At 71.3% G+C, this 21,285-nt stretch carries 18 protein-coding genes; 8 read left to right on the top strand and 10 right to left on the bottom strand.

What is annotated here, in order from left to right; genetic code table 11:
- Window positions 1-6: 6 nt before the first annotated feature.
- A complete protein-coding gene (locus WMF19_RS46805; RefSeq protein ID WP_437896270.1) occupies window positions 7-927 on the bottom strand; it encodes a hypothetical protein in 921 nt (306 codons plus the stop codon).
- A gap of 150 nt (window positions 928-1,077) precedes the next feature.
- Here WMF19_RS46805 and WMF19_RS46800 point away from each other — a divergent pair, with 150 nt between their 5' ends.
- A complete protein-coding gene (locus tag WMF19_RS46800) occupies window positions 1,078-2,103 on the top strand; it encodes an NADP-dependent oxidoreductase (RefSeq protein WP_437896269.1) in 1,026 nt (341 codons plus the stop codon).
- A gap of 195 nt (window positions 2,104-2,298) precedes the next feature.
- Here the strand turns inward: WMF19_RS46800 and WMF19_RS46795 are convergent, their stop codons facing one another.
- Both WMF19_RS46795 and WMF19_RS46790 read right to left on the bottom strand, forming a co-directional pair.
- Window positions 2,299-3,507 carry a hypothetical protein gene (locus WMF19_RS46795; RefSeq protein WP_437896268.1) on the bottom strand — a complete coding sequence of 403 codons (1,209 nt, stop codon included), beginning with the start codon at window positions 3,505-3,507 and terminating at the stop codon, window positions 2,299-2,301.
- Between the two features lie 9 nt (window positions 3,508-3,516).
- On the bottom strand, window positions 3,517-4,470 hold the full coding sequence (locus tag WMF19_RS46790) for an ArsA family ATPase (RefSeq protein ID WP_437896267.1): 954 nt from the start codon (window positions 4,468-4,470) through the stop codon (window positions 3,517-3,519).
- A gap of 111 nt (window positions 4,471-4,581) precedes the next feature.
- Between WMF19_RS46790 and WMF19_RS46785 the strand changes: the two genes are divergently transcribed.
- The 4 genes from WMF19_RS46785 to WMF19_RS46770 all read left to right on the top strand — a co-directional run bounded on the left by WMF19_RS46785 (window position 4,582) and on the right by WMF19_RS46770 (window position 8,692).
- Complete coding sequence (locus WMF19_RS46785; protein WP_437796588.1) at window positions 4,582-5,349, top strand: phosphoadenylyl-sulfate reductase; 768 nt, start codon at window positions 4,582-4,584, stop codon at window positions 5,347-5,349.
- A gap of 128 nt (window positions 5,350-5,477) precedes the next feature.
- The gene (locus WMF19_RS46780) at window positions 5,478-6,140 is read left to right on the top strand and encodes an HAD family hydrolase (protein WP_437896266.1); all 663 of its coding nucleotides are present in this window, start codon (window positions 5,478-5,480) and stop codon (window positions 6,138-6,140) included.
- Window positions 6,141-6,210: 70 nt separating this feature from the next.
- Entirely contained in the window at window positions 6,211-7,791 is a 1,581-nt protein-coding gene (locus tag WMF19_RS46775) for a lactate racemase domain-containing protein (protein WP_437896265.1), read from the top strand.
- Between the two features lie 22 nt (window positions 7,792-7,813).
- The gene (locus WMF19_RS46770) at window positions 7,814-8,692 is read left to right on the top strand and encodes a 5'-3' exonuclease (RefSeq protein ID WP_437896264.1); all 879 of its coding nucleotides are present in this window, start codon (window positions 7,814-7,816) and stop codon (window positions 8,690-8,692) included.
- A gap of 13 nt (window positions 8,693-8,705) precedes the next feature.
- Here the strand turns inward: WMF19_RS46770 and WMF19_RS46765 are convergent, their stop codons facing one another.
- On the bottom strand, window positions 8,706-10,499 hold the full coding sequence (locus WMF19_RS46765) for a DUF885 domain-containing protein (RefSeq protein WP_437896263.1): 1,794 nt from the start codon (window positions 10,497-10,499) through the stop codon (window positions 8,706-8,708).
- 47 nt (window positions 10,500-10,546) lie between these two features.
- Window positions 10,547-11,845 carry an adenylosuccinate lyase gene (gene purB / locus WMF19_RS46760; protein WP_437896262.1) on the bottom strand — a complete coding sequence of 433 codons (1,299 nt, stop codon included), beginning with the start codon at window positions 11,843-11,845 and terminating at the stop codon, window positions 10,547-10,549.
- Between the two features lie 129 nt (window positions 11,846-11,974).
- Between purB and WMF19_RS46755 the strand changes: the two genes are divergently transcribed.
- Window positions 11,975-12,721, top strand: coding sequence for a universal stress protein (locus WMF19_RS46755; protein WP_437896261.1), 747 nt, complete (start codon window positions 11,975-11,977; stop codon window positions 12,719-12,721).
- A 77-nt stretch (window positions 12,722-12,798) separates the two neighbouring features.
- On the opposite strand, the gene ggt is transcribed toward WMF19_RS46755, so the two are convergent.
- From ggt to WMF19_RS46735, 4 genes are all read right to left on the bottom strand, one after another.
- Window positions 12,799-14,691, bottom strand: a complete 1,893-nt coding sequence (gene ggt / locus WMF19_RS46750; RefSeq protein ID WP_437896260.1) for a gamma-glutamyltransferase — start codon at window positions 14,689-14,691, stop codon at window positions 12,799-12,801.
- Between the two features lie 153 nt (window positions 14,692-14,844).
- On the bottom strand, window positions 14,845-15,678 hold the full coding sequence (locus tag WMF19_RS46745; RefSeq protein ID WP_437896259.1) for a hypothetical protein: 834 nt from the start codon (window positions 15,676-15,678) through the stop codon (window positions 14,845-14,847).
- A gap of 217 nt (window positions 15,679-15,895) precedes the next feature.
- Window positions 15,896-17,026, bottom strand: a complete 1,131-nt coding sequence (locus tag WMF19_RS46740) for a WD40/YVTN/BNR-like repeat-containing protein (RefSeq protein WP_437896258.1) — start codon at window positions 17,024-17,026, stop codon at window positions 15,896-15,898.
- A gap of 7 nt (window positions 17,027-17,033) precedes the next feature.
- The gene (locus WMF19_RS46735; protein ID WP_437896257.1) at window positions 17,034-18,134 is read right to left on the bottom strand and encodes a hypothetical protein; all 1,101 of its coding nucleotides are present in this window, start codon (window positions 18,132-18,134) and stop codon (window positions 17,034-17,036) included.
- A gap of 160 nt (window positions 18,135-18,294) precedes the next feature.
- Here WMF19_RS46735 and WMF19_RS46730 point away from each other — a divergent pair, with 160 nt between their 5' ends.
- Both WMF19_RS46730 and WMF19_RS46725 read left to right on the top strand, forming a co-directional pair.
- Complete coding sequence (locus WMF19_RS46730; protein ID WP_272101848.1) at window positions 18,295-18,516, top strand: hypothetical protein; 222 nt, start codon at window positions 18,295-18,297, stop codon at window positions 18,514-18,516.
- Window positions 18,517-18,607: 91 nt separating this feature from the next.
- Entirely contained in the window at window positions 18,608-19,810 is a 1,203-nt protein-coding gene (locus WMF19_RS46725) for a protein kinase domain-containing protein (RefSeq protein ID WP_437896256.1), read from the top strand.
- Window positions 19,811-19,911: 101 nt separating this feature from the next.
- Here the strand turns inward: WMF19_RS46725 and WMF19_RS46720 are convergent, their stop codons facing one another.
- Window positions 19,912-21,213 (bottom strand): citrate synthase, encoded by a 1,302-nt coding sequence (locus tag WMF19_RS46720; protein ID WP_012240890.1) that lies wholly within the window; start codon window positions 21,211-21,213, stop codon window positions 19,912-19,914.
- Between the last annotated feature and the right edge of the window lie 72 nt (window positions 21,214-21,285).

The raw sequence follows: 21,285 nt of genomic DNA, 5'->3' as shown, positions 1-21,285 counted from the left end.
GCGAATTCAGCCCTCCACTGGCACCCACACGTCCTCGGCCGGCACCTCGATCAGGCGCGTCGGCCACGGCCCTTCGCTCGGCGCGTCGAGCGGGTGAATCGACCACACCTGCATCTCGAACGCACGTATTCGCACGCGCCGCGCCGGCCCGTGCAGCGGGAGCGTCACCTCCTCTGCTCCGGCCGCAATCGCCGCGGCCGCGTCGAGCCCGGCGCGCGCGATCTCGTCCTCCACCATCTCCCCGCAATCCCACCCCGCCGCGCGTCGCCGCCCGAAGAGCAGCCCTGGCTCGCTCACCGCCCCTCCGGTCAGCGCGCGGAGCGCCCGATCGGCCCAGAGCGTCCGGCAGAGATCGAAGAAGCGGGCGCGGCCCATCCAGCCGGGCGGCTCCCCCGCGGCCTCCGCGGCGCGACACTCCGTATCATGGCGGGATACCCATGCCTGAAACGGCGCGGGCCCGCCGATCCGGTGCGCCCAGAGGGTGTCCGAGTGGCGCGTATACCCCGCGACCCAGAACGGCGCCCCGCGCGCCTCGAGCACGCGACGCTGGGCGGCGTCGAGCGCTTGCAGCCGGGCGCGCCTCGACAGGGAGAGGGCGTCGAGCTCTCGGGGATCGCTCAGCGGCGGGACGTCGAGCGCCGCCATCTCGCGATCGAGCGCCTCGATCTCCGCGAGGCGCTCCTCCGGCAGCTGGATCCCGGCCTCCGCCCGCAGCTGGGGTGCGAGGGCGCGCGCGTCGACGAGCGAGAGGTCGGACTTCCAGTCATCGAGCTGCTGGAACTCCGGAAAGCCCGCGTCGGGCCCGAGCGCCACGTGGAGCGCGCCTCCGAACGAGAGGCTCGCCCGAGCGCGGACGCCGATCACCCCGGGGACGGCGAGGCGATCGACGTCGAGCCGGATGGGGCGATCGTGCGCGCGGGGATCCATCGGAGAGGTCTCGATACGCTATGCGGGCCCAGCGCGGGCTCCAAGCGCCCGACTTCAGGAGCAGGACGCGCCGGGCACGTACCCGAGCCCGCCTTCCGCCGGGTCGGGTTGCACCTTCCGGTGGAGCCTCCGGGCGTCTAGCTTCGTGTGATGAGCACCTCGTCCCTCTCCAACCGCCGCTACACCCTGAAGGCGCGCCCCGAGGGCCCGCCGGACCGCAGCCATTTCGAGCTCCGCGAGGCTCCGGTCCGTGAGCCTGGCGATGGCGAAGTCCTCGTCCGCACACGCTACCTGTCCGTCGACCCGACGAACCGGCTCTGGATGAGCGACATGAAGCAGTACATGCCGCCCGTGAACCAGGGCGAGGTGATGCGCGCGGTCGGCGTCGGCGTCGTCGAGCGCTCCCGTCACCCCGACTATAACGCGGGAGACCTCGTGTCCGGCCTCCTCGGCTGGCAGGACTACAACGTCGCGGCTCCAGGCGAACTCGCCCTCACGCGCTTGCCCGCGCTGGACGTCCCGCTCGGCGCCTTCCTCTGCCCCCTTCACATCACCGGCGGCTTCACCGCTTACGTCGGCCTCTTCGATATCGCGCAGCCGAGGCCCGGCGAGACCATCGTCGTGTCCGCCGCCGCCGGCTCCGTGGGCTCCCTGGTCGGCCAGATGGGCAAGATCGCCGGCTGTCGCGTGGTGGGCATCGCCGGCAGCGACGCCGGGTGCCGCTATGTGACCGAGGAGCTCGGCTTCGACGCCTGCATCAATTACCGCACCGAGGATGTCGCGGCGGCGCTCGCCCGCGCGTGTCCGAATGGTGTCGACATCGATTTCGAGAACGTGGGCGGCGACATCCTCGACACCGTGCTCGACAAGATGAACCTCTTCGGCAGGGTCACGCTCTGTGGCCTCATCTCGACCTACAACGACAAGCAGCCCCGCCCGGGCCCTGTGCGCTTCCCGCTCATCCTGATGCAGCGGCTCCGGGTGCAAGGCTTCGTCATCCTCGATCATCAAGCGCGCTTCCCCGAGGCCTTCGAGAAGATCTACGGCTGGATCAAGGAGGGCAAGATCACCTGGCGCGAGCGCGTGGTGGAAGGCCTCGAGAACGCCCCGGATGCGCTCGCGATGCTCTTCCAGCCGAACAAGATCGGAAAGCTGCTGATCAAGGTCTCCGAGTAGTCGGCCAGGCCGGCGAACGCCCATGTCGACGAGGCGCGGCAGGGCGGTGAAGCACCAGCGTCGAGTTGCTGATGGGGATAGGCGACGTTGCGGCGATTCGCGCGCTGATGGCCGCGACACCCATCCACACCTCCGGCGACGAGCTCCGTCCCTGCGGGCCGGTCAGCTCAGCGAGAGCTCGAGCTCACCAGGAAACTACCGCAGCACCCCCGGCGGATCCGGCTCCCGCAGCGCGATCAGCGCCGGCGAGAACTGCACCGGGTACCTCGCCGGCGCGCGCAGGAGCGCGACCGCGTCCGGCAGCAGCTGGCGCGCCGCCAGGGAGCGCTCGCGCCCGGCGCTCGCCGGCTCGGGCGACTCCAGCGCGCGCCCGCCGCGCATCGCCGCGCGCGCGAGCGGGGCGAGCCTCGCGGCCCCGAGCGCGCGCGGCGCCAGCATCCGCTCGTGCGCGAGGTGGATCACGTCGAAGGCCGCGCGCCCCGCCTCGTCGTAGTAGCGCGCCACCATCTTCCGCCCCGCGATCACGTCGCCGCGATCGCTCGTGCCCTGCCGGAGCGCCCACGCGCCCGACTCCTCGAGCGCCACGAGCTCGCAGCGCGCCGCCGGCAGCCCCTCGGCGGCCTCCGCGAGCCCCGACGCGACCCAGCCGCCCGCGCTCGCGCCCACGCGCCTCGCCTCGAGGAGCAGCGCCTCCTCGTCTTGGCCCCCGAGGTCGACCATCCGATCGGCGTACCAGGGCCAGCTGCCCTCGAGCGGGGACGGCGGCGGCGCGAGCTCGCCGAGGTCGATCCCCGCCTCGCAGCGGAACGGGATGCCGAGCGCCGTGGCCGCGAGCGCGCTCGTCGTCGCGGCGGCGCCGCCCACGTGCGCCGCGCGGGCGAGCGCGAGCGCCTCGTCGGCGAACGGCGCGCCCGCCGACGACCCGTCGACGATGTCGCCGCCGCCCGCCGCGATGTGGAGCCGCGCGGCCCGCGTCGCCACGGCCGTGCCGCGGCGGAGCGCCGGGACGAGCAGCGCGCCCACGAGCAGCGCCTCGACGAACGGCCCCTCCACCGAGGCGACGGGCGTCCCCGGGAAGGCGATCGTCCCGTCGGGCATCGCGTCGATGTCGACAGAGATCGGCGCGCCGGCGAGCCGCTCCTCGAGCGCGTCGCTCAGGCCGCACGCCGCGCGCGCCGCGGAGACCGCCGCCGCGTCGAAGCGCGCTCCGTCCACGGCGAGCGCCTCGAGCGCCGCCTCTACGCCAGCGACCACGAGGAAGCCCGCGTGGGGCGGCATCGCCGCGAAGGCGAGCTCGAAGCTCGCGCGCCGATCGGCGACCCCCGCGTGGACGAGGCGATCGGCGTCGAGCAGCGCGCGTCCATCGCGGAGCAGCGGGCTCGCTCGCAGCAGGGCCGCCGGCATCGGCCTCCGTCAGAGCCGCTCGGCCAGCATCCGCGTGCCGGCGACCGTCGAGCCCTCGTCGAAGAGGAACGGCAGCATCACGGTGGGCAGGTCGAGATCTCGGCGCAGGCGGGCCAGGCTCTCGCGCTGCACCGACTCGCGGATCGCCCGCCGCGCGCCGGCCACGAAGGCGCTCTCGACGGTGTCCGCGGCGCGCGCCGGCGCCTGGATGTCGAGGCGCGCCGGGTCGACGAGGAGCGCCCGCTGCTCCTCGGGCGAGAACAGCGCCGGCAGCACGCCGTTGATGATCACCCGGTGAACGGGCAGGCCAAGGTCGCCCCGGACCTCCGCCACGAGCTCGACGGTCTCCGTGGCCGGCATCTCCTCCGGCAGCGTCACCACGACGACCCCGCTCCGCGCGGGATCCCTGAACATCGCCCACGCCGCCTCGGCGTCCCGGCGCAGGATGCCCGGCGGCGCCACGTCGAGGATCACCTTCGGCACCCGCAGCATGTCCACCCCGTGCCCCGTCGCGGGCGCGTCGAGCAGGACCACGTCGAAGCGGTTGGAGCCGTCCGGGAGCAGCTCCGTCGTGTGGAACCACGCCTTGCCGAGCATCGCCCACTCGAACAGCCCGGGCACCGCGCGGAAGAAGGTGCGCGTGTACTTGTTGTCGAAGACGAGATCGGCCGCGGCGCGCACCTTCAGGACCATCTCGCCGTACTCCCGGAGGGCCCTGTCCGGCGAGATGTTCACCGCCCACACGCGCTGGCCGACCTGCATCACCTCGGGGCCGATCGGCTTCGAGCCGAGGATGGCGGAGAGCCGCTCCTTCGTGTGGCACATCGCGACGAGCACGCGCTTTCCGCGGGCCGCGAAGGCGAGGGCGAGGGCCCCCGAGATCGTCGTCTTCCCGACGCCTCCCTTGCCGGTCACGAACAGGAAGCGCCGGCGCTCGAGCTCCGGCAGGTCATGGCCGAGCACGCCCGCTTCTGAGGCTTGATGGACGCTGATCATTCCTCGCCAGCGGAGTTACGCGCAAGCTCAGGCGAAGGCAACCCGGATCAAGGAAACGGGCTCTGCTATGCATCGCTCATGCGCATCACCGAGCGACACCTCGAACCGCTGAACCGACGCTTCCAGGGCGCGTCACCCGTGGAGCTCCTCCGCTTCGTCCGCGAGTCCTTCGGCCCGCGCGCGGCCATCATGAGCAGCATGCAGCGCGCCGGGACCGCGCTGTGCCACATGGCCGACCGCGCCGGGCTCTCCTTCGACGTGGTCTTCGTCGACACCGGCGTGCTCCACGCCGAGACGCTCGCCACCCGCGACGAGCTCGCGCGGACCCACCCGAACCTGCGCGTCGTCACGCTCTCGCCCGAGCGCACCTTCGCGCAGCAGACGCGCGACGAAGGGCTGCTCTACCTCTCGAAGGAGGGCCAGGAGCGCTGCTGCGACCTCCGCAAATCGGCCCCGCTGAGCGCCATCCGGGGCCGCTACGACGCGCTCGTCGCGGCGCTGCGGCGGGGCGAGGGTGGCGCCCGCGCCAAGGTCGCGCCGTTCGGCCTCGACCCCGCGAACAACACGCTCCGCGTCCACCCCTTCGCGTCGCTGACCGGCGAGGAGCTCGACGCGTACTTCGCCGCGCACGAGGACGCGATCGAGAACCCGCTTCACGGGATGGGCTTCCGCACCATCGGCTGCTTCCCCTGCACGACGCCGGTGCTGCCGGACGAGCCCGAGCGCGCCGGGCGCTGGCGCCACCTGGCGAGCGTCGAGTACTGCGGGATCAACCCGGTGGACCGGGGAGACACCGACGGCGGCGTCGACCTCGACGACCGGTACGAGCGCCTGTTCGCGGCGTGATGGTCGACGGCCCGCGCGAGCACGTCGACGCGGCGTGGCACCTCGACGCGGCGTGACGATCGCCTGCGAACACCGGTTCGCGGCAGCTCGATCTTGACTCAAACGGCATGCAGGGAGATTTGCCCCGCATGCCGGCGAGCTACTTCGACGTAGACGGCACCCTGGTCACGACGAACCTCGTGCACCCGACGGTGTTCTACATGCTGAACCAGCCGACGCCGATGCACAGCCTCGCGAAGCTCGGCCGCGCCCTCGTGAAGGCGCCGTGGATGGCGATGGCGGAGCTGCAGGATCGGCGCCTCTTCAACGAGCTGCTCTTCAGCTCGTTCGAGGGCGTCTCCGAGGATCGCCTCGTGGCGCTCGCGGAGGAGGCGTTCGCGAAGGTGCTCAAGCCGGCCATCTACGCGAAGGCGCGGGACCTCGTGAAGTGCAGCCTCGACAAGGGCCACGACGTCGTCCTCGTCTCCGGCGCGCTGGATTTCCTGATGCAGCTGCTCGCCGATCACCTCGGCGCGACGGGCATCATCGCGAACCGCCTCGAGGTGAAGGATCGGTTCGCGACGGGCAAGCTCCTGCGCCCGGTGGTGGCCGGGCCCGAGAAGGCGCGGCTCATCCGCGAGCACGCCCACGCGCACGGGCACGACCTCGACGAGTGCTTCGCCTACTCGGACAGCTACTCGGACGTCCCGATGCTCTCGGTCGTCGGCTACCCGGCGGCGGTGAACCCGGACCGCAAGCTCAAGATGCTCGCGCAGGCGTACCACTGGCCGATCCTCCACCTCGCCGCATGACCCTGCCTCCCCCGGACGGCGGGAGGCCACCCCCAGCCCAACACGTCGCACCCCCTGCTCTGAAGGTCCCATGAGCCATCCTTGCGTCGTCACGCTAGACAGCCGCAGCGCCCCCCGGGTGCTCTTCTCAGGCGACCAGCTGGTCGAGGTCGACCTGCCCACCGGCACCCGGGTGCTCTACGCGAAGCCGCCCCTGGAGCCGCTGAAGGACGTCGACGCCGCGATCCGCTACGCGATCAACCACCCGTACAACTCGGAGCCGCTCTACGCGAAGCTCCGCCCGGGGATGAAGGTCACGATCGCGGTGGACGACATCTCGCTGCCGCTGCCCCAGATGAAGCGCCCCGACATCCGCGAGCGGGTGCTCACGATCGTGCTCGACCTGCTCGCCGACTACGGGGTCGACGACGTGGAGATCATCATCGCCACGAGCGTCCACCGGCGCATGAAGGACTGGGAGGTCCGCCACATCGTCGGCGACCGGATCTTCAACGCCTACTGGCCGAAGCGGCTCTACAACCACGACGCCGAGAACGCCGCCAACATGAAGTACGTCGGCACGACCGACGTCGGCGAGGAGGTCGAGCTCAACAAGCGCGCGGTCGACAGCGACCTCGTGATCTACGTGAACCTCAACCTCGTGCCGATGGACGGCGGGCACAAGTCGGTCGCCGTCGGCCTGTGCGGGTACCGGAGCCTGCGCGCGCACCACAACCCGCGGGTGATGCGCGACTGCTACTCGTACATGGATCCGAAGAGCTCCGCGCTGCACACGAGCGTCGAGCGCATGGGCCGGCTGGCCAACAAGAAGCTCAACGTCTTCACGATCGAGACGACGATCAACAACCGCATGTTCGATCGCCCGCTCGAGTTCCTCGCGAAGAACGAGGACGACCTCAGCGCTGGCGAGAAGAGCGCGCTGCGCGCCCTCCGCTTCACGCTCTCCAAGGTGCCGCAGCCCGCGCGCCAGGCGATCTTCCAGCGCGTCCCGTCGCCGTTCGGGGTGACCGGGGTGTTCGCCGGCGAGACGGAGGCCGTCCACGAGCACACGCTGAAGCGCAGCTTCGACCAGTACCTCGTCCCGGTCACGGGCCAGGCCGACATCCTGATCACGGGCATCCCGTACATCAGCCCGTACAACGTGAACTCGTTCCTGAACCCGCTGCTCGTGCAGGTGATGGCGAACGGGTACCTGTTCAACCTCTACCGCGGCGCGCCGATGCTCAAGAAGGGGGGGACGATGATCATCCTTCACCCCTGCACCGACCTGTTCGACAACGAGCACCACGCCCCGTACATCGAGTTCGTGCACCGGCTCCTGCCGGAGACGCGGGACGCGATGGAGCTGCACAAGCGGTACGAGAAGAAGTTCTCGGAGAACCCCGCGTACATCGAGATGTACCGCTTCGGGCACGCGTACCACCCGACCCACCCGTTCTTCATGTGGTACTGGGGCGAGGCGGGGCGGCAGCACATCGGCCGGATGATCGTGGTCGGCGCCGACAACGAGTACATTCCGCAGCTGCTCGGCTGGGAGACGGCGCGCACGATGGACGAGGCGCTCCGGATGGCGAAGCAGTCGGCCCCGCCCGCGCCGGAGATCCTGGCCCTGCACACCCCGCCGATCTTCATGGCCGACGTGACGGTCTAGCGCGCCCGCGGGAGGAGCCACCGTGCGGCTGCACCTCATCGACGGCACCTACGAGCTCTTCCGCGCCCACTACTCCAAGCGGCCCGGGCACCGCGCGCCCGGCGGCTGGGACGCGAAGGCGACGGTGGGCGTCGTCGCCTCGCTCCTCGCGCTTCTGCACCACGTGGACGAGGAGGTCACGCACCTCGCTGTCGCGTTCGACAACCCGATCCGCTCGTTCAGGAACGACCTGTTCGCCGGGTACAAGAGCGACGAGGGGATGGATCCCGAGCTGCGCCGGCAGTTCGATCCGGTCGAGGAGGCGGTGCGCGCGCTCGGCGTCGTCGTCTGGTCGATGGACGCGTTCGAGGCGGACGACGCGCTCGCGACGGCGGCGGCGCGGTTCCGTGGCGCGGTGGAGCAGGTGCGCATCCTCAGCCCGGACAAGGACTTCGGGCAGTGCCTCGCCGGCGATCGGGTCGTGCAGGTCGACCGCCGGAAGGAGAAGGTCATCGACGAGGCGGCGATGCGCGCCGCGCGGGGCGTGGCGCCGGAGAGCATCCCGGACTTCCTCGCGCTCACGGGGGACGACGCCGACGGCATCCCTGGCCTGGCGGGCATCGGCGAGCGGACGGCGGCCGCGCTGCTCGGCGCGTACGGGCACCTCGAGCGGATCCCGGACGACCCGGCCGCGTGGTCGGTGGCGGTGCGCGGCGCGGACCGGATCGCGCGCGCGCTGGTCGAGCAGCGGGAGGACGCGCTGCTCTACCGGACGCTGGCGACGCTCCGGACCGACGTGCCGCTCGCGGAGGGCCTCGACGACCTGCGCTTCCGCGGCGTGCCGCGCGACCGCTTCGAGGCGTGGTGCGACGCGATGGACGTGCGCACGCTGAAGGCGCGCCCGACGCGCTGGGCGCCCTAGAACGAGGCCTTCGTCAAGGCTGTTTCTTCGCCGGCGCCCCGAGCTCGGCGAGCACGCGCTCGCGGACGAGCGGCAGCGGGGGCGAGCCGTGCGAGAGGAGCGCGTCGTGGAAGCGGCGCAGCGAGAACGCCGGGCCCAGGGCCGCCTTCGCCTCCTCGCGGAGCTTCAGGATCTCGAGCTTGCCGAGCGTATAGGCGAAGTAGCCGGGGTCGAACGTCGCGCGCACCGCCTGCTCCCGCGCCGTCGCGCGGTCCTGGAAGCAGTCGTCGACGAAGCGGCGCTCGGCCTCGTCGAGGCTCATTTCCTCGGCGTGCACCCCGAGCGACACGACCACCCGGCAGTTGCGCAGCAGCGCGTCCGCGAGCTGGCCGAGGCGACTCTGCGGGTCCTCCTTGCCGAACCCTTGCTCGATCATCATCTGCTCGACGTAGTGGGCCCAGCCCTCCACGAACGAGTAGCTCCCGAACATCTTCTGCGCGTCCGTCGGCGCCCGGCTCTCCCACAGGCCCTGGACGAAGTGCCCCGGGTAGACCTCGTGCACGGTCGTCGAGAGCAGCGTGCCCCGCAGCATCACGTACTCCTCCTGCTCCTTGCGGGGCCAGGAGGGGTCCGGCTTCGTGATGTAGTAGAACGCCTCGAGCCCCTTCCGATCGAACGGCCCCGGCGCGTCGAGGAAGGCGGCGTTCCAGCGCATATAGGGCGGCGTTTCCTTCACGATCGCCCGCTCGTCGGACGGGAGGCTCACGATCTCCTTGTCGACGATGAACTTGCGCGCCGACTCCATCATCCGCGTCGCCTCGGCGAGGAGCTGCTCCGCCTTCGGCCGGGAGGCCTTCACCTTCCTGGCGAGCTCCTGGTACGCCGCTTTGTTCGCCGCGAGGTCGTCCTCGCCCATCTTCTTGAACTCGGCGAGCGGCATCGAGAGCCCCTCCTGTGCGAGAAGGAGCTTCCTGTAGCGCGCCTCCCCGAGCACGTGGCTCGCGTCGCCCTTCGGCAGCTCGACCTTCGCGAGGTGCTCGGCGAGCCTCTCCGCCGCGGCGGCGAGCGCGGCGTTCGTCTCCTCGAAATCGGCCTGGAACGCGGGGTCGCCCACGCCCTTGAGCAGCTTGACGACGTCGCCGCGCAGGTACTCGGCGTAGCCCCGGAAGATCTTCACGGCGACCTCGATCACCGGCTTCGGCATCGGGCTCGCGAGGTTCTCGAGGATGCGCGGCGCCTGGGCCAGCGCCGCCTTCTCGTGCTCGAGGAGGCGCCGCGCGCGCTCGGGCAGCGGCGCGTACGCGCGATCGAGGTACTGGTTCACGCCGAACAGATCGCCGTAGAACTGCGGCCGCCGGCGCCACTCCTCGAGGTCCCTCCCGTTGAAGAGCTTGAGGTCGATCTGCTGGAGGAGCAGCGCGCGGTCGAGCGCCTCGTCCGGGGAGAGCGCCGCGGCGTCGACGGCGGCGAGCGCCGCGCGATCGCGCTCGAGGCGCGCGAGCCGCCGCTCTATCGCCGCGGCGGCGTAGTCGGTGACCTTGCCGTCTTGCTCGTGCAGCCCGCGCGAGCGCGCGAAGGCGGGCTCGTCCGCGACCCACTCGCGCAGGATCCGATCGCGCAGCGCGGGGAACGGCTCGCGCGGCGCCTCTGCCGGCCGCGCGGGCTCGGCGCTCGCCGCGGCCTGAGGGGGCGCCGCGGCCGGAGGGGGCGCCGCGCCAAGAGACGAAGGCGGCGCCGAGGCGCTCCCGCTGCAGGCGGCGAGCGCCGCGAGCGGCGCGAGCACCGCGAGCCGGCGCCAGCGGACAGGTGGGAGTGCGGGTGCGGCCATGACGGGCCGAGCCTGTCAAACCGGCCCGCGCAGGTCAACGCCGCAGGTCAGTCGCGGAGCGCGCGATCGATGATCGTGTCCACGTGCGAGAGCGCGTGGTCGAGGTCGAAGCAGCGCGCGATTTCGTCCGGGGCGAGCAGCGCCGCGACGTCGGCGTCGGCGGCGAGGTTGTCGCGGAAGCGCCCCTCGCCCGCGATCGCGCGCATCGCGCAGCGCTGCACCAGCTCGTAGGCCGCCTGCCGCGGCCTGCCCTTCTGGACAAGCGCCAGGAGCACCGCCTCGCTGAAGAAGAGCTCGCCCGTGCGATCGAGGTTCTCGCGCAGCTTCTCGGGGTAGACGACGAGCCCCTCGACGAGCCCGGCGGCGCGGTCGAGCATGAACCCGAGCGTCGAGGTCGCGTCGGGCGCGATCATCCGCTCGACCGACGAGTGCGAGATGTCGCGCTCGTGCCACAGCGGCACGTTCTCGAGCGCCGGGATCACGGCCGCGCGCACGACGCGCGCGAGGCCGCACAGGTTCTCGCTGAGGATGGGGTTGCGCTTGTGGGGCATCGCGCTCGATCCCTTCTGGCCCACGGTGAAGCGCTCCTCCGCCTCGCGGACCTCGGTGCGCTGCCAGTGCCGCACGTTGGTCGCGAGCCGCTCGATGCCCGCCGCGATGAGCGAGAGCGCGGTGAAGAGCTCGGCGTGGCGGTCGCGCGCGACGACCTGCGTCGAGACCGTCTCGGGGCGCAGGCCCAGGGCGGCGAGCGCGCGCTCCTCGATGCGCGGCGACAGGTGCGCGTACGTCCCGACGGCGCCGGCGATCTTCCCGACCGCGATCGCCTGGCGCGCCGCGAGCAGGCGCGCCCTGCCGCGCTTCATCTCCGCGAGGTGGCCGGCGAGCGCCAGGCCGAACGTGATCGGCTCGGCGGCGATGCCGTGGCTCCTGCCGATCATCGGGGTGCGCCGGTGCTCGTCCGCGCGCCGCGCGAGCGCGCTGCAGAGCTTGTCGAGCCGCGCCGAGAGCAGGTCCGTCGCGCGGACGAGCAGCACCGCGAGGCTCGTGTCGAGCACGTCGCTCGAGGTCATCCCCCGGTGCAGCCACCGCGCGCCCTCGCCCGCGAGCTCCTCGACGTGCGTCAGGAAGGCGATGACGTCGTGCTTGACCGTGCGCTCGATCGCATCGATCCGGACCGGATCGAGCGTCAGCTGCTTCGCGCGGATCCCCTCCGCGATGCCGGCGGGCACGAGCCCTTCGGCCTCCATCGCCTCGCAGGCGGCGAGCTCCACCTCTAGCCAGGTCGAGAATCGGGTGGCGGGCGACCAGAGCTCTTCGAATTCAACAGGAGTGTAGCGGGGGATCATGGGCGGGACGCTGCGAAGGTCTGGAGGGTGCGTCAAGGATGGAGTGGTCCCGGGAGGTCCGGGCGCGCGCTGGCCGCGCCGTCGGGCGGGGCGCTTGCGGACGCGCGGCGCGCGGCAAACGTTGGCGCGATGCCAACCGAAGCACCGGCGCCTGCGCGCGCCGATCAGGGCAGGTCGTTCGCCCGCACGCCGCACGCGGCGGGCGACGCGCCGCCAGAGACGCTGCCCGCAGGGGCGAGCGAGCCGAGCGCCATCGGCCAGGCGCCGGCCGCCCCGCGGGCCGAGCCTGGGCGCCGCGAGCCGGCGGGGCGCGTAGGCGGCGCTGCCGCCGCTGCGAGCGCGCCGGCTGTCGTGAGCGAGCCGGCGCCCGCGAGCGAGCCGGCCCGCGCGAGCGTGCGCGCGGGTCGCCGGCTGAAGTCGTACATCGTGGTGGTCGCGATGGACCTGTCCGAGCCGGGCGGGCGGGCGTGGCGCTTCGCCTTCGATCTGGCCGCGCTCCGCGGCGAGACGGAGATCCACGCCGTGGTCGTCGGCCCGCGGCAGGTCGCCCCTGCAGTGCGCGACGTGACGACGCCGGGCGCGTCGTCGCCGCCGTCGCTCCGCGTGCTCCAGCACCGGTTCGCGGACGGCCAGGCCCGGCTGATGGCGATGCACTTCCGAACGGGCCGGCCGGACAGGGCGATCGTCTCGCTCGCCCGAGAGCTCAGCGCCGATCTCATCGTCGTGGCCACGCACCCTCAGTCGCGCCTGCAGCGGCTCTTCGGCGGCTCGACGGCCGATCGGATCGCGCGGAACGCGCCGTGCCCGGTCGTCGTCGTGCGCCCCAAGGAGGACGACGACGCCGACGCGGCCGACTACGACCCCAGGCTGCGCTGACGCGGAGGCGCGCGGCGGACGACCGCGCGCTCGACGCCTGTGCGCGGACCTACCGGCCGCTCGATGCCCCGCGCGGGCTACCGCGCGCTCGACGATGACCGCGCGTCGACCTGCGCCGCCGCGTCGAGCTTGTCGGGCGCGCTGACGCCCTCGGCCTTGCCCCCTTCGCGCGTGTCCGCGTAGCCCCACGCGACGCCGGCCGCATCGACGAGGAGGTTGTTCGCGTCGCCGATCGGCATCGGGTCCATCACGAGGACGTGCCCTCGCCGCGCGAGGTCGTCGAGGGCGGCCTGCGGCGGCGGCGTCAGCCGCTCGACGCGCACGCGATCCGGCATCCACTGGTGGTGGATGCGCGCGTGGCGGACCGCCTCGTCGATGGTCATCCCGTGATCGACCAGGTTGCGGAGGACCTGCGCGACGGTGTTCGGGATCGTGTCGCCGCCGGGAGATCCGAGGACGAGCGCGACTTTGTCGTCGCGGCTCACGATGGTGGGCGTCATCGAGCTCGCCATGCGTTTGCCCGGCGCCACCGCGTTGATCCCCGTCTCGGAGAACGCGCCCATCGCGTTGGCGAGCAGGATGCCCGTGCCGGGGATCACGATCCTCGCGCCGAAGCTCGCCGACAGGGTGGTCGTGCACGAGACCGCGTTGCCCTGCGCGTCGATCACCGAGAAGTGCGTCGTCTGCGGGGACTCCTGCGCGACGGCGCCCAGAGGCGCCGCGATGTCGCCCGCCGGCGTGGCCCGCTCCGGGTCGACGGGCGGCCTGCGGCGCATCAGGTAGGCCCCGTCGAGGAGCTGCGCGAGCAGCTGCGCCGTCTCGGGCGCGACGAAATCGGGGTCGGCGCTCACCTTGCGGCGATCAGCGTACGCCCGCTTCGCCGCCTCGACGAACAGGTGCAGCGACAGCCCCGAGTCGACGGGCGCCTCGTGCGCCTTCAGCCGCTCGAGCGTGAGCATCATCTCCGCGAGCGCGACGCCGCCCATCGAGGGCGGCGGCATCGTGTCGACGGTGAAGCCGCGGTACGAGAACCGGAGGGGCGCCCGCCACTTCGCCTGGTAGGCGCGCAGGTCGCTCTCGCTGATGTGGCCGCCGTGCTCGCGCATCGCGCCGGCGATCTTCCCGGCGATGGAGCCCTCGTAGAACGCGCGCGGCCCCTCCGCGGCGAGCGTCTCCAGGGTGCGGGCGAGATCGAGCTGCCGCACCAGCTCGCCCTGGGCGACCGGCGCCTTGCCCCGCCCCCAGATGGCGCTCGCGGCCCGATCGGCCTTCAGCCGCGGCCACGCCCAGCGCAGCGTCAGCGCCTGCCGCGCGCCGAGGCGGTGCCCCTTGCGCGCGAGGGAGATCGCCGGGGCCAGGAGCTCGGCGAACGGGCGTGTGCCGAACCGCTCGTGGGCCAGGGCGAGGCCGGCGACGGAGCCCGGGACGCCGGCGGACGCATAGCCGTGCGCGCCGGCGCGCACCATCGCCATGTTCGACTCGGTGGTCACCGACGCGGGCGCGGCCTCGCGGAAGTCGATCGCCTGCGTCTCGCCGTTCGCGAGGCGGACCAGCATGAAGCCGCCGCCGCCGATGTTGCCCGCGCTCGGGTGGGTCACCGCCAGCGCGAACGCCACGGCGACCGCGGCGTCGACCGCGTTGCCGCCGCGCCGCAGCACGTCTGCGCCCGCGCGCGTCGCGTGCTCCTCGACCGAGGTCACGAGCCCGGCGTCGCCGCGCACCGCCCGCGGGCCGCCCGAGGCGAGCGCGATCGGCGGCTCCGGCGGCGTCGGCTCCGGCGCCGCGGCTTCGGCCGTGGGAGCCGCCGCTGCGCTCGCGGCCTGCGGCGCGGCGCTCGCGCTGGCGACGGCCGGCGCGCCCGAGGCCGCGGGCGCCGCCGGGTGCGGCGCGGGCGGCGTGCGCGCCTCGCAGCCTGCGAGCAGCGCGAGGGCGAGCGCCCAGCGCGGCTTCGAACGACGGAGCAGGGTCATCAGGGTGCGCGAATCTACTACGCTGCCGGAGAGCGCCGGGCCAGGCCGCGCGGGGCGGCCCAGCCTGGGGGATTCGTTCAGGACGCGAGGATGCGCAGACGGCGCGCGCCGGATCCGCCTCCGCCGCGCGCCGTCTGGAACGCCGGACCTCGCTCAGGACCGCTTGCGGCGGCGCGCGGCGGCCACGCCCACGCCGGCGACGAGCGCCGCGAGCCCGGTGCCCGCGAACGGCGCGGAGGAGGACCCCGGCGCGGCAGCGCAGGAGACGCTGGCCTCGGCCTCGGCGTGGGCATCCACGTTGATCTCGAGCGAGCTCAAGTAATCCAGGCAGTCCTGGAGGCTCCCGACGACGTCGACATACTGACCGTTGCAGAACAGGGCGCCTTCCGGCTCCGAGCACTTCGCCTCACACCCGCCCTGGAGCTCGACCGTGCAGTCCGCATTGCAGTCGATGTCGCAGTCGAAGTTCGCCTCGGCCTTGCACTCGCCCTCGCAGCTCGCGTTGCATTGTGCCTGGCAATCCGCGCTCGGCGGCGTGCCCTCGCAGCTCGCGCCGCACTCGCCGTCGCAGCTCGCCTTGCAGGCCCCCTCGCACTCCGCCTGCGAGCCGCTGCCGCTGGCGCTCGCCGAACACTTGGTGCTGCAGTCCCCCTTGCAGCTCGCCGAGCAGCTCGCCCTGCAGTCGAAGCTCCCGGGATTGACGTTGCAATCAGCTTCGCATTTCCCGGAGCAGTCGACGTTGCACGCGGCGGTCGCGCTGGCGTTGCAATCAGCTTCGCACTTCCCGGCGCACGCCGCCGTGAGGCGGACCGGCTCGCAGTACGCAGTGCAGCCGCCCGAGGTGCGGAACTCGCAGTTTGCGCTCGCAGCGAGCTGGATATTTCCACATGCCTCCGGGCCGGGCGCCGCCGACGCCGACGAGGCGATGGCCAGAGGGATCGCAAAAGTAAACGCACTCACAAAAAGCTGAGCAATGGTCCGTCGCATGCCAATTCTCCTGGGTTCAGAGCGCGGGTTCCGCGTGTGGTCTCCGCAGGTGTTGCAATCGGACGACCAGCGCCACCCTTTGAAGCATTTCCCAAGAAAAAAGTCTCGCTGCTCGTGACCGCTCGGCCACAGCGTATCTCCGCGTTCACGGTCCCATGATGCGCCCTGCCACACGAAGGGCATGTCCGGGCAGGTGAGGACACCTGCGACGTGGTGATCAGCGGCTCACAGTGTCGGCGATTTGCCCTGTTCCGTAGCGCGCCACCACGCCCTTGCGGGCTCTGCCGGGTGTCGGCTGGCTAAGGAAGTCCCCGCCGACCGCCCAGAAGGCCCCTTCCCCGTCGGCCCAGACGGCGTGGAGATCCGCGTAGGGCTCCTCGGTGAACTCATCGATCCAGGCCCCGTCGACGAGGCGTTGCTTGAGTCCCCCGTAACCGACGATCGCGACCTCCCCCGGGCGGCCGCAGGCGACGCCGTTCACGTCGTTCGTGAGCTCTATCTCGAGCCGGCGCCACGACGCGCCGTCCGAGCGGAGCACGTCTCTCCCGCCGACCGCGTATACCTCTTCACGGCTGCAGCCGGCGGCCGTGAACAGGGTGCCTTGCGCGATCGGCGGATCGGATTGCAATTCCCAGGTCGAGCCCGCGCGGTGCCAGATCACGCCGAACTCACCGACGGCGTAGAGATCCTCGGAAGATTCACCCCATACCTTGTAGAGCGCCCGGCCGGTCGCCACCGGCAGCGGCTCTCGCGACCATGCGCTGCCGTCCCAGCGGAGGACGATGTCCTTCTCTACATCCGCGCCGCTGCCGGGCATGCCGCCGACGGCCCAGGCATCGTCGGGTGAAAACGCGATCACGCCCCACAACGTCGCCTCCGTCCCCGTCTCGTGCTCGGTGAACGTCGCTCCGTCCCACCGCGTGGCGCGGCCGCGCTCGCCGACCATCCAGACGTCCTGCGGACCGGAGCCGGCCACCCACCAGAAGGTCGCATCCCCGCCCGCCGGGAGCTCGCGCCACGTCGCCCCGTCGTAGTGCAGCGCGAGCGCCCTGAGGCCCGTATTGCCGAGCGGCCCCCCGACGGCGAACACGTCGTCGGGCGCCGTCCCCCAGATCGAAAGGACCGCTCGGTCGAGATCGTCTTCGTCGAGCAGCACGCGCCACGCCGGCGGCTCCTGCTCAGGAGGCTTCGCAGGGTCGCCGGGGCAGCCGGCGAGGGCGACCGCGCCGAGCGCCGCCAGAGCCATCGAGTGAAAGCAGGTGCGCATGGGATAGAAGACCAGCCTGGAGAGGTCGTGCCGGCGCGCCGCCGATGTCGGCCCACGCGCGTCCACCTGGCGCGCCGCCATGGAAGGCTCAGTTGCAGAACACGTCGGTCTGCTTCGGATAGTAATAGACGAAGATGTTGCAGTGCTCGTTCTTCTCGACGATCGGCCCGAACGTGTAGCAGCAATCGAGCGACTCTTGGGCGGTCCCGTTCTTGGTCACGTCGTAGTCGTCGAGGCCGCTGCACCCCACGGACGGGTCCGGCGGCTGCCACTCGTAAGTGCATCCGTACCAGACGCCGCCGTTGGTCGGGAGCTCCCTGTCGAGCTCCGGCGCGATGAGCATCGGCGGGTCGTCCCACGCGTTCGATGTGTAGAAGCGATCCGAGTCCGGAGGCGTGCCGATGGTCTTGCCGTCCCATGCATACATGTCGAACCGCGTGCCCCGGCTGTGGAAATGGCCGTTGGCGCCGATGATCCTCACGGGAGAGGGGCTGTTGATCTGGCACGAGCCCTCGAACGTGGGCGTCGGGTTCGACTGACAGACACGGATGGATTGCTTGGTCGCGAAGACGGTGCCCATCTCGGCCTTCACCTCGGCGTCGGGCAGCGCCCAGAAGTTCACCCGGACGCGGCCGACCGCCTCGGGGGTCTTCTGCGACGTCGCATTCACGTAATGCGTCTGCAGCATCAGCCATTCGTCGGGGGCGAGGACGTTCGCGACGCCCTCGGGGAACTCCCAGTCGACCTGGCCGTTCTGCTGGGAGTTCGCGATGAGCGGCCAGTCGGCCCAGTTGGGGCTCTTGAAGCACTCCCCCACCCCGTTCTGGTTCTTCTGGATGCGCCCGCCCTCCGGCCCCAGCCCCTTCACGGTCTTCACGCGGAAGATGTTCATGTGGTGCGAGCCGTCGCGTTGCGCGATCTGCACGCGGTGGAGGTTCACGGGCTTGTTCGGGTCCAGCCCGTTCGACTCGGCGAGCTCGCTGACCTTGAAGAAGTAGCAGTCCTGCTGCTCGACCCCCGCCGGCACCTCGGTCTCCTCGGTCTGCATCTGGAAGCCCTGGCCGACCGGCGGCACATCCAGCAGCGACTCGTCGACCGGCACGGGCGTCACGCCCCCGCCCCCGTCAACGCAGGCCACGGCCCCCAGGACGACGGGAAGCAAACCAAGCGTCAGGCATCGAACGGCCATGAGTCCCTCCAGGCAATCGCGTAGCGATGAGGAGAAGAGATATACACGGCTGCGCAATTTCAGGGCGATCGCGTCACGGGGCGGGCAGGGTTCCGTCGGGCGCCGGGGTGTCGTGGCCGAGCGCTGGCCGCTGCTGCTAGGATGTGGGAGAGGTTCAACCATGGCGGCGCCCAACAAATGCGGTCCACACACCGAGCTCGCCTCGAACGAGGCGACGCGCATCACCAGGTGCGGGTGTGGCACCGTGCACGTGACACTCATCGGCCCTGGCGTGACGTTTCGCATGCCAGCGGACGCGTTCCGGGGCGTCGCCTCCGGGCTCAAGGCAGCGGCCGAGCGGCTTGACGACGACCCGCGTTTCGGCACGACCTCCATCAATTAGCTTGCGCGCCCGCTGCGGAGCGGCCTACCAGTGGCTTCGCCGCTGAGATCTCTCTCCTCGGATGGCCGCTGGTCGAAAGAGGGCGCCTCTCGTGTACGACGACGACGCGGAGCACTGGGTCGGCAAGACGTTCGCCGGGACGTGGTGGATCGAGCGGGTGCTCGGCACCGGCGGCATGGGGAGCGTGCTGCTCGGGCGTGCGGCGGACGGCTCTCAGGTCGCGCTCAAGGTGCTGCACCCGGAGCTCAACGCGATCGCGGAGGTGCGGAAGCGCTTCCTGCGCGAGGGGTTCATCGGCAACACGCTCGGCGGGGCGGACGCGGTGCCCGGCGTGGTGCGCATGCTCGGCTCCGGCGAGACGCAGGAGGGCCTCGCCTACCTCACGATGGAGGCGCTCCAGGGCGAGACGCTCTTCGATCGGATGGCCCGCACAGGGACGATGCCGGTCGGCGAGGTGCTCGCGCTCGCCGACCAGGTGCTCGAGACGCTGGCGATCGCGCACGCGCGCGGCGTCGTGCACCGCGATCTCAAGCCCGAGAACATCCACCTCGGCAACGACGGGCGCGTGCGCATGCTCGACTTCGGCATCGCGCGCGTCGTCGACGGGCTCACCGGCCTGCCCGAGAAGACCGCGACCAAGACGGGCATGATCATGGGCACGGCGACGTACATGGCGCCGGAGCAAGCGACTGGGCTCATCCATGACATCGACGGGCGCACCGACCTCTTCGGGCTCGGGGCGACGATGTTCCGGCTGCTCTCGGGCCGACAGGTGCACGGCGAGGTGACGGAGGCCATGGAGGTCATCGCCGCCGCGACCGAGGCCGCGCCGCCGCTCGCCTCGGTCGCGCCCGGGATCTCGCCCGCCGTCGCTGCCGTGGTCGATCGCTCGCTGGCGTTCATCAAGTTCCATCGCTACCCGAACGCCGAGACCATGCGCGCAGACGTCCGCGCTGTACGCGCAGGCGCGCTGCCTCCGTACGCGCAGGCCGTCATCGAGGGGCGGATCCGCGCCGGCCAGCCCATATCTCAGCCGGCGCCTCCGCTGCATGCCGGCGGTTCACCGAGCGCGCGCCCGCAACCGACCGTGGTGGAGCCGGCCGCGGCCCCTCGCCATTCGCATTCGATGAGCCGACCGGAGCGAACGCTCGACGACAACCCGTCGGCGCCCTCCCGCGCTGGCGCGTCGCTCTCGCCGCTGTCGACGGGCAAGCTGCTCCTGCTCGTCGGCGGCGCCTCGCTCGTCACGGGCGTCATCGTGGCGTTGATCGTCGTCCTGCTGCTGATGAGATGACCCGCTGACGGGCCGCGAGCGCGCCGCCAGGCGCGCGCTCGTCGCGGTGAGGGGGGATCGTCGGTGGAAGGTGCAGGCGGGGCCGCTGGGCCCCGCCGCGGTCACTCGCGCTCGTCGAGCGGCGTGTAGTCGACGGCGTTCTCGCCGGTGTAGATCTGCCGCGGACGGCCGATCTTGCCGGTCGGGTCGTCGTTCATCTCCTTCCAGTGGGCGATCCAGCCGGGGAGGCGCCCGAGCGCGAACATGACGGTGAACATGTTCGTGGGGAAGCCGAGCGCGCGGTAGATGATGCCGCTGTAGAAGTCGACGTTCGGGTAGAGCTTCCGCTCGACGAAGTACGGATCCTTCAGCGCGGTCTCCTCGAGGCGCTGCGCGATGTCGAGCAGCGGATCCTTGATGCCGAGCTTCGCCAGGATCTTGTCGGCGGCCGCCTTGATGAGGACGGCGCGCGGATCGTAGTTCTTGTACACGCGGTGGCCGAAGCCCATCAGGCGGAAGTTCGAGGTCTTGTCCTTCGCGAGCTTGACGAACTTCGAGACGTCGCCGCCGTCCGAGCGGATCGCCTCGAGCATCGTCACGACCTCCTGGTTCGCGCCGCCGTGGAGCGGGCCCCAGAGCGCACAGATGCCAGCGGCGACCGAGGCGAAGAGGTTCGCCTTCGAGCTCCCGACGAGGCGCACCGTCGACGTCGAGCAGTTCTGCTCATGATCGGCGTGCAGGATCAGGAGCAGGTTCAGCACCTTCACGATGTCCTCGTCGATCTCGTACGGCTCCGCCGGGACCGAGAACATCATGTTGAGGAAGTTGGCGCAGTACGAGAGCGAGTTGTGCGGGTAGACGAACGGCTGGCCGATCGACTTCTTGTACGAGAACGCGGCGATCGTGCGCACCTTGGAGAGCAGCCTCGCGATGGTGATGTCGAGGTGCTCGGTGTTCTTCACGTCGATCGCTTCCGGGTAGTAGCTCGACAGGGAGAGCACCATCGCGGAGAGGATCGCCATCGGGTGCGCCGTCGACGGGTAGCCGTCGAAGAAGCGCTTCATGTCCTCGTGGATCAGCGAGTGCCGGGTGAGCAGCGTGGAGAACCGGGACAGCTCGCTCTTGCTCGGCAGCTTGCCGTAGATCAGGAGGTACGAGGTCTCCACGAAGGTCGACTTCTCGCCGAGCTGCTCGATCGGGATGCCGCGGTAGCGGAGGATGCCCTTCTCCCCATCGAGGAACGTGATGGAGCTCGTGGTCGAGGCCGTGTTGACGAAGGCCGGGTCGATGCAAACGTACCCGGTCTTCGAACGAAGGGACGCGACGTCGATCGCCTTCTCCCCCTCGGTGCCCGTGATCACAGGCAACTCGATCGTCTGCTCCCCACCGTTCTTCTTCAGCGTTAACTTCGCGGTCTCCTGCACGCCTCCTCCTTCCGCCGCAGCGCGGCGTAAGCTATCACGGGCCGAGGGAAGAATGCTTCCCCGAGAAAATGA

The sequence above is a fragment of the Sorangium sp. So ce124 genome, assembly GCF_051525235.1.
GTDB classification, from domain to species: domain Bacteria; phylum Myxococcota_A; class Polyangia; order Polyangiales; family Polyangiaceae; genus Sorangium; species Sorangium atrum.
The sequence above is the reverse complement of the archived record's forward strand: the minus strand, read 5'-3'. Positions and strand labels throughout refer to the sequence as shown.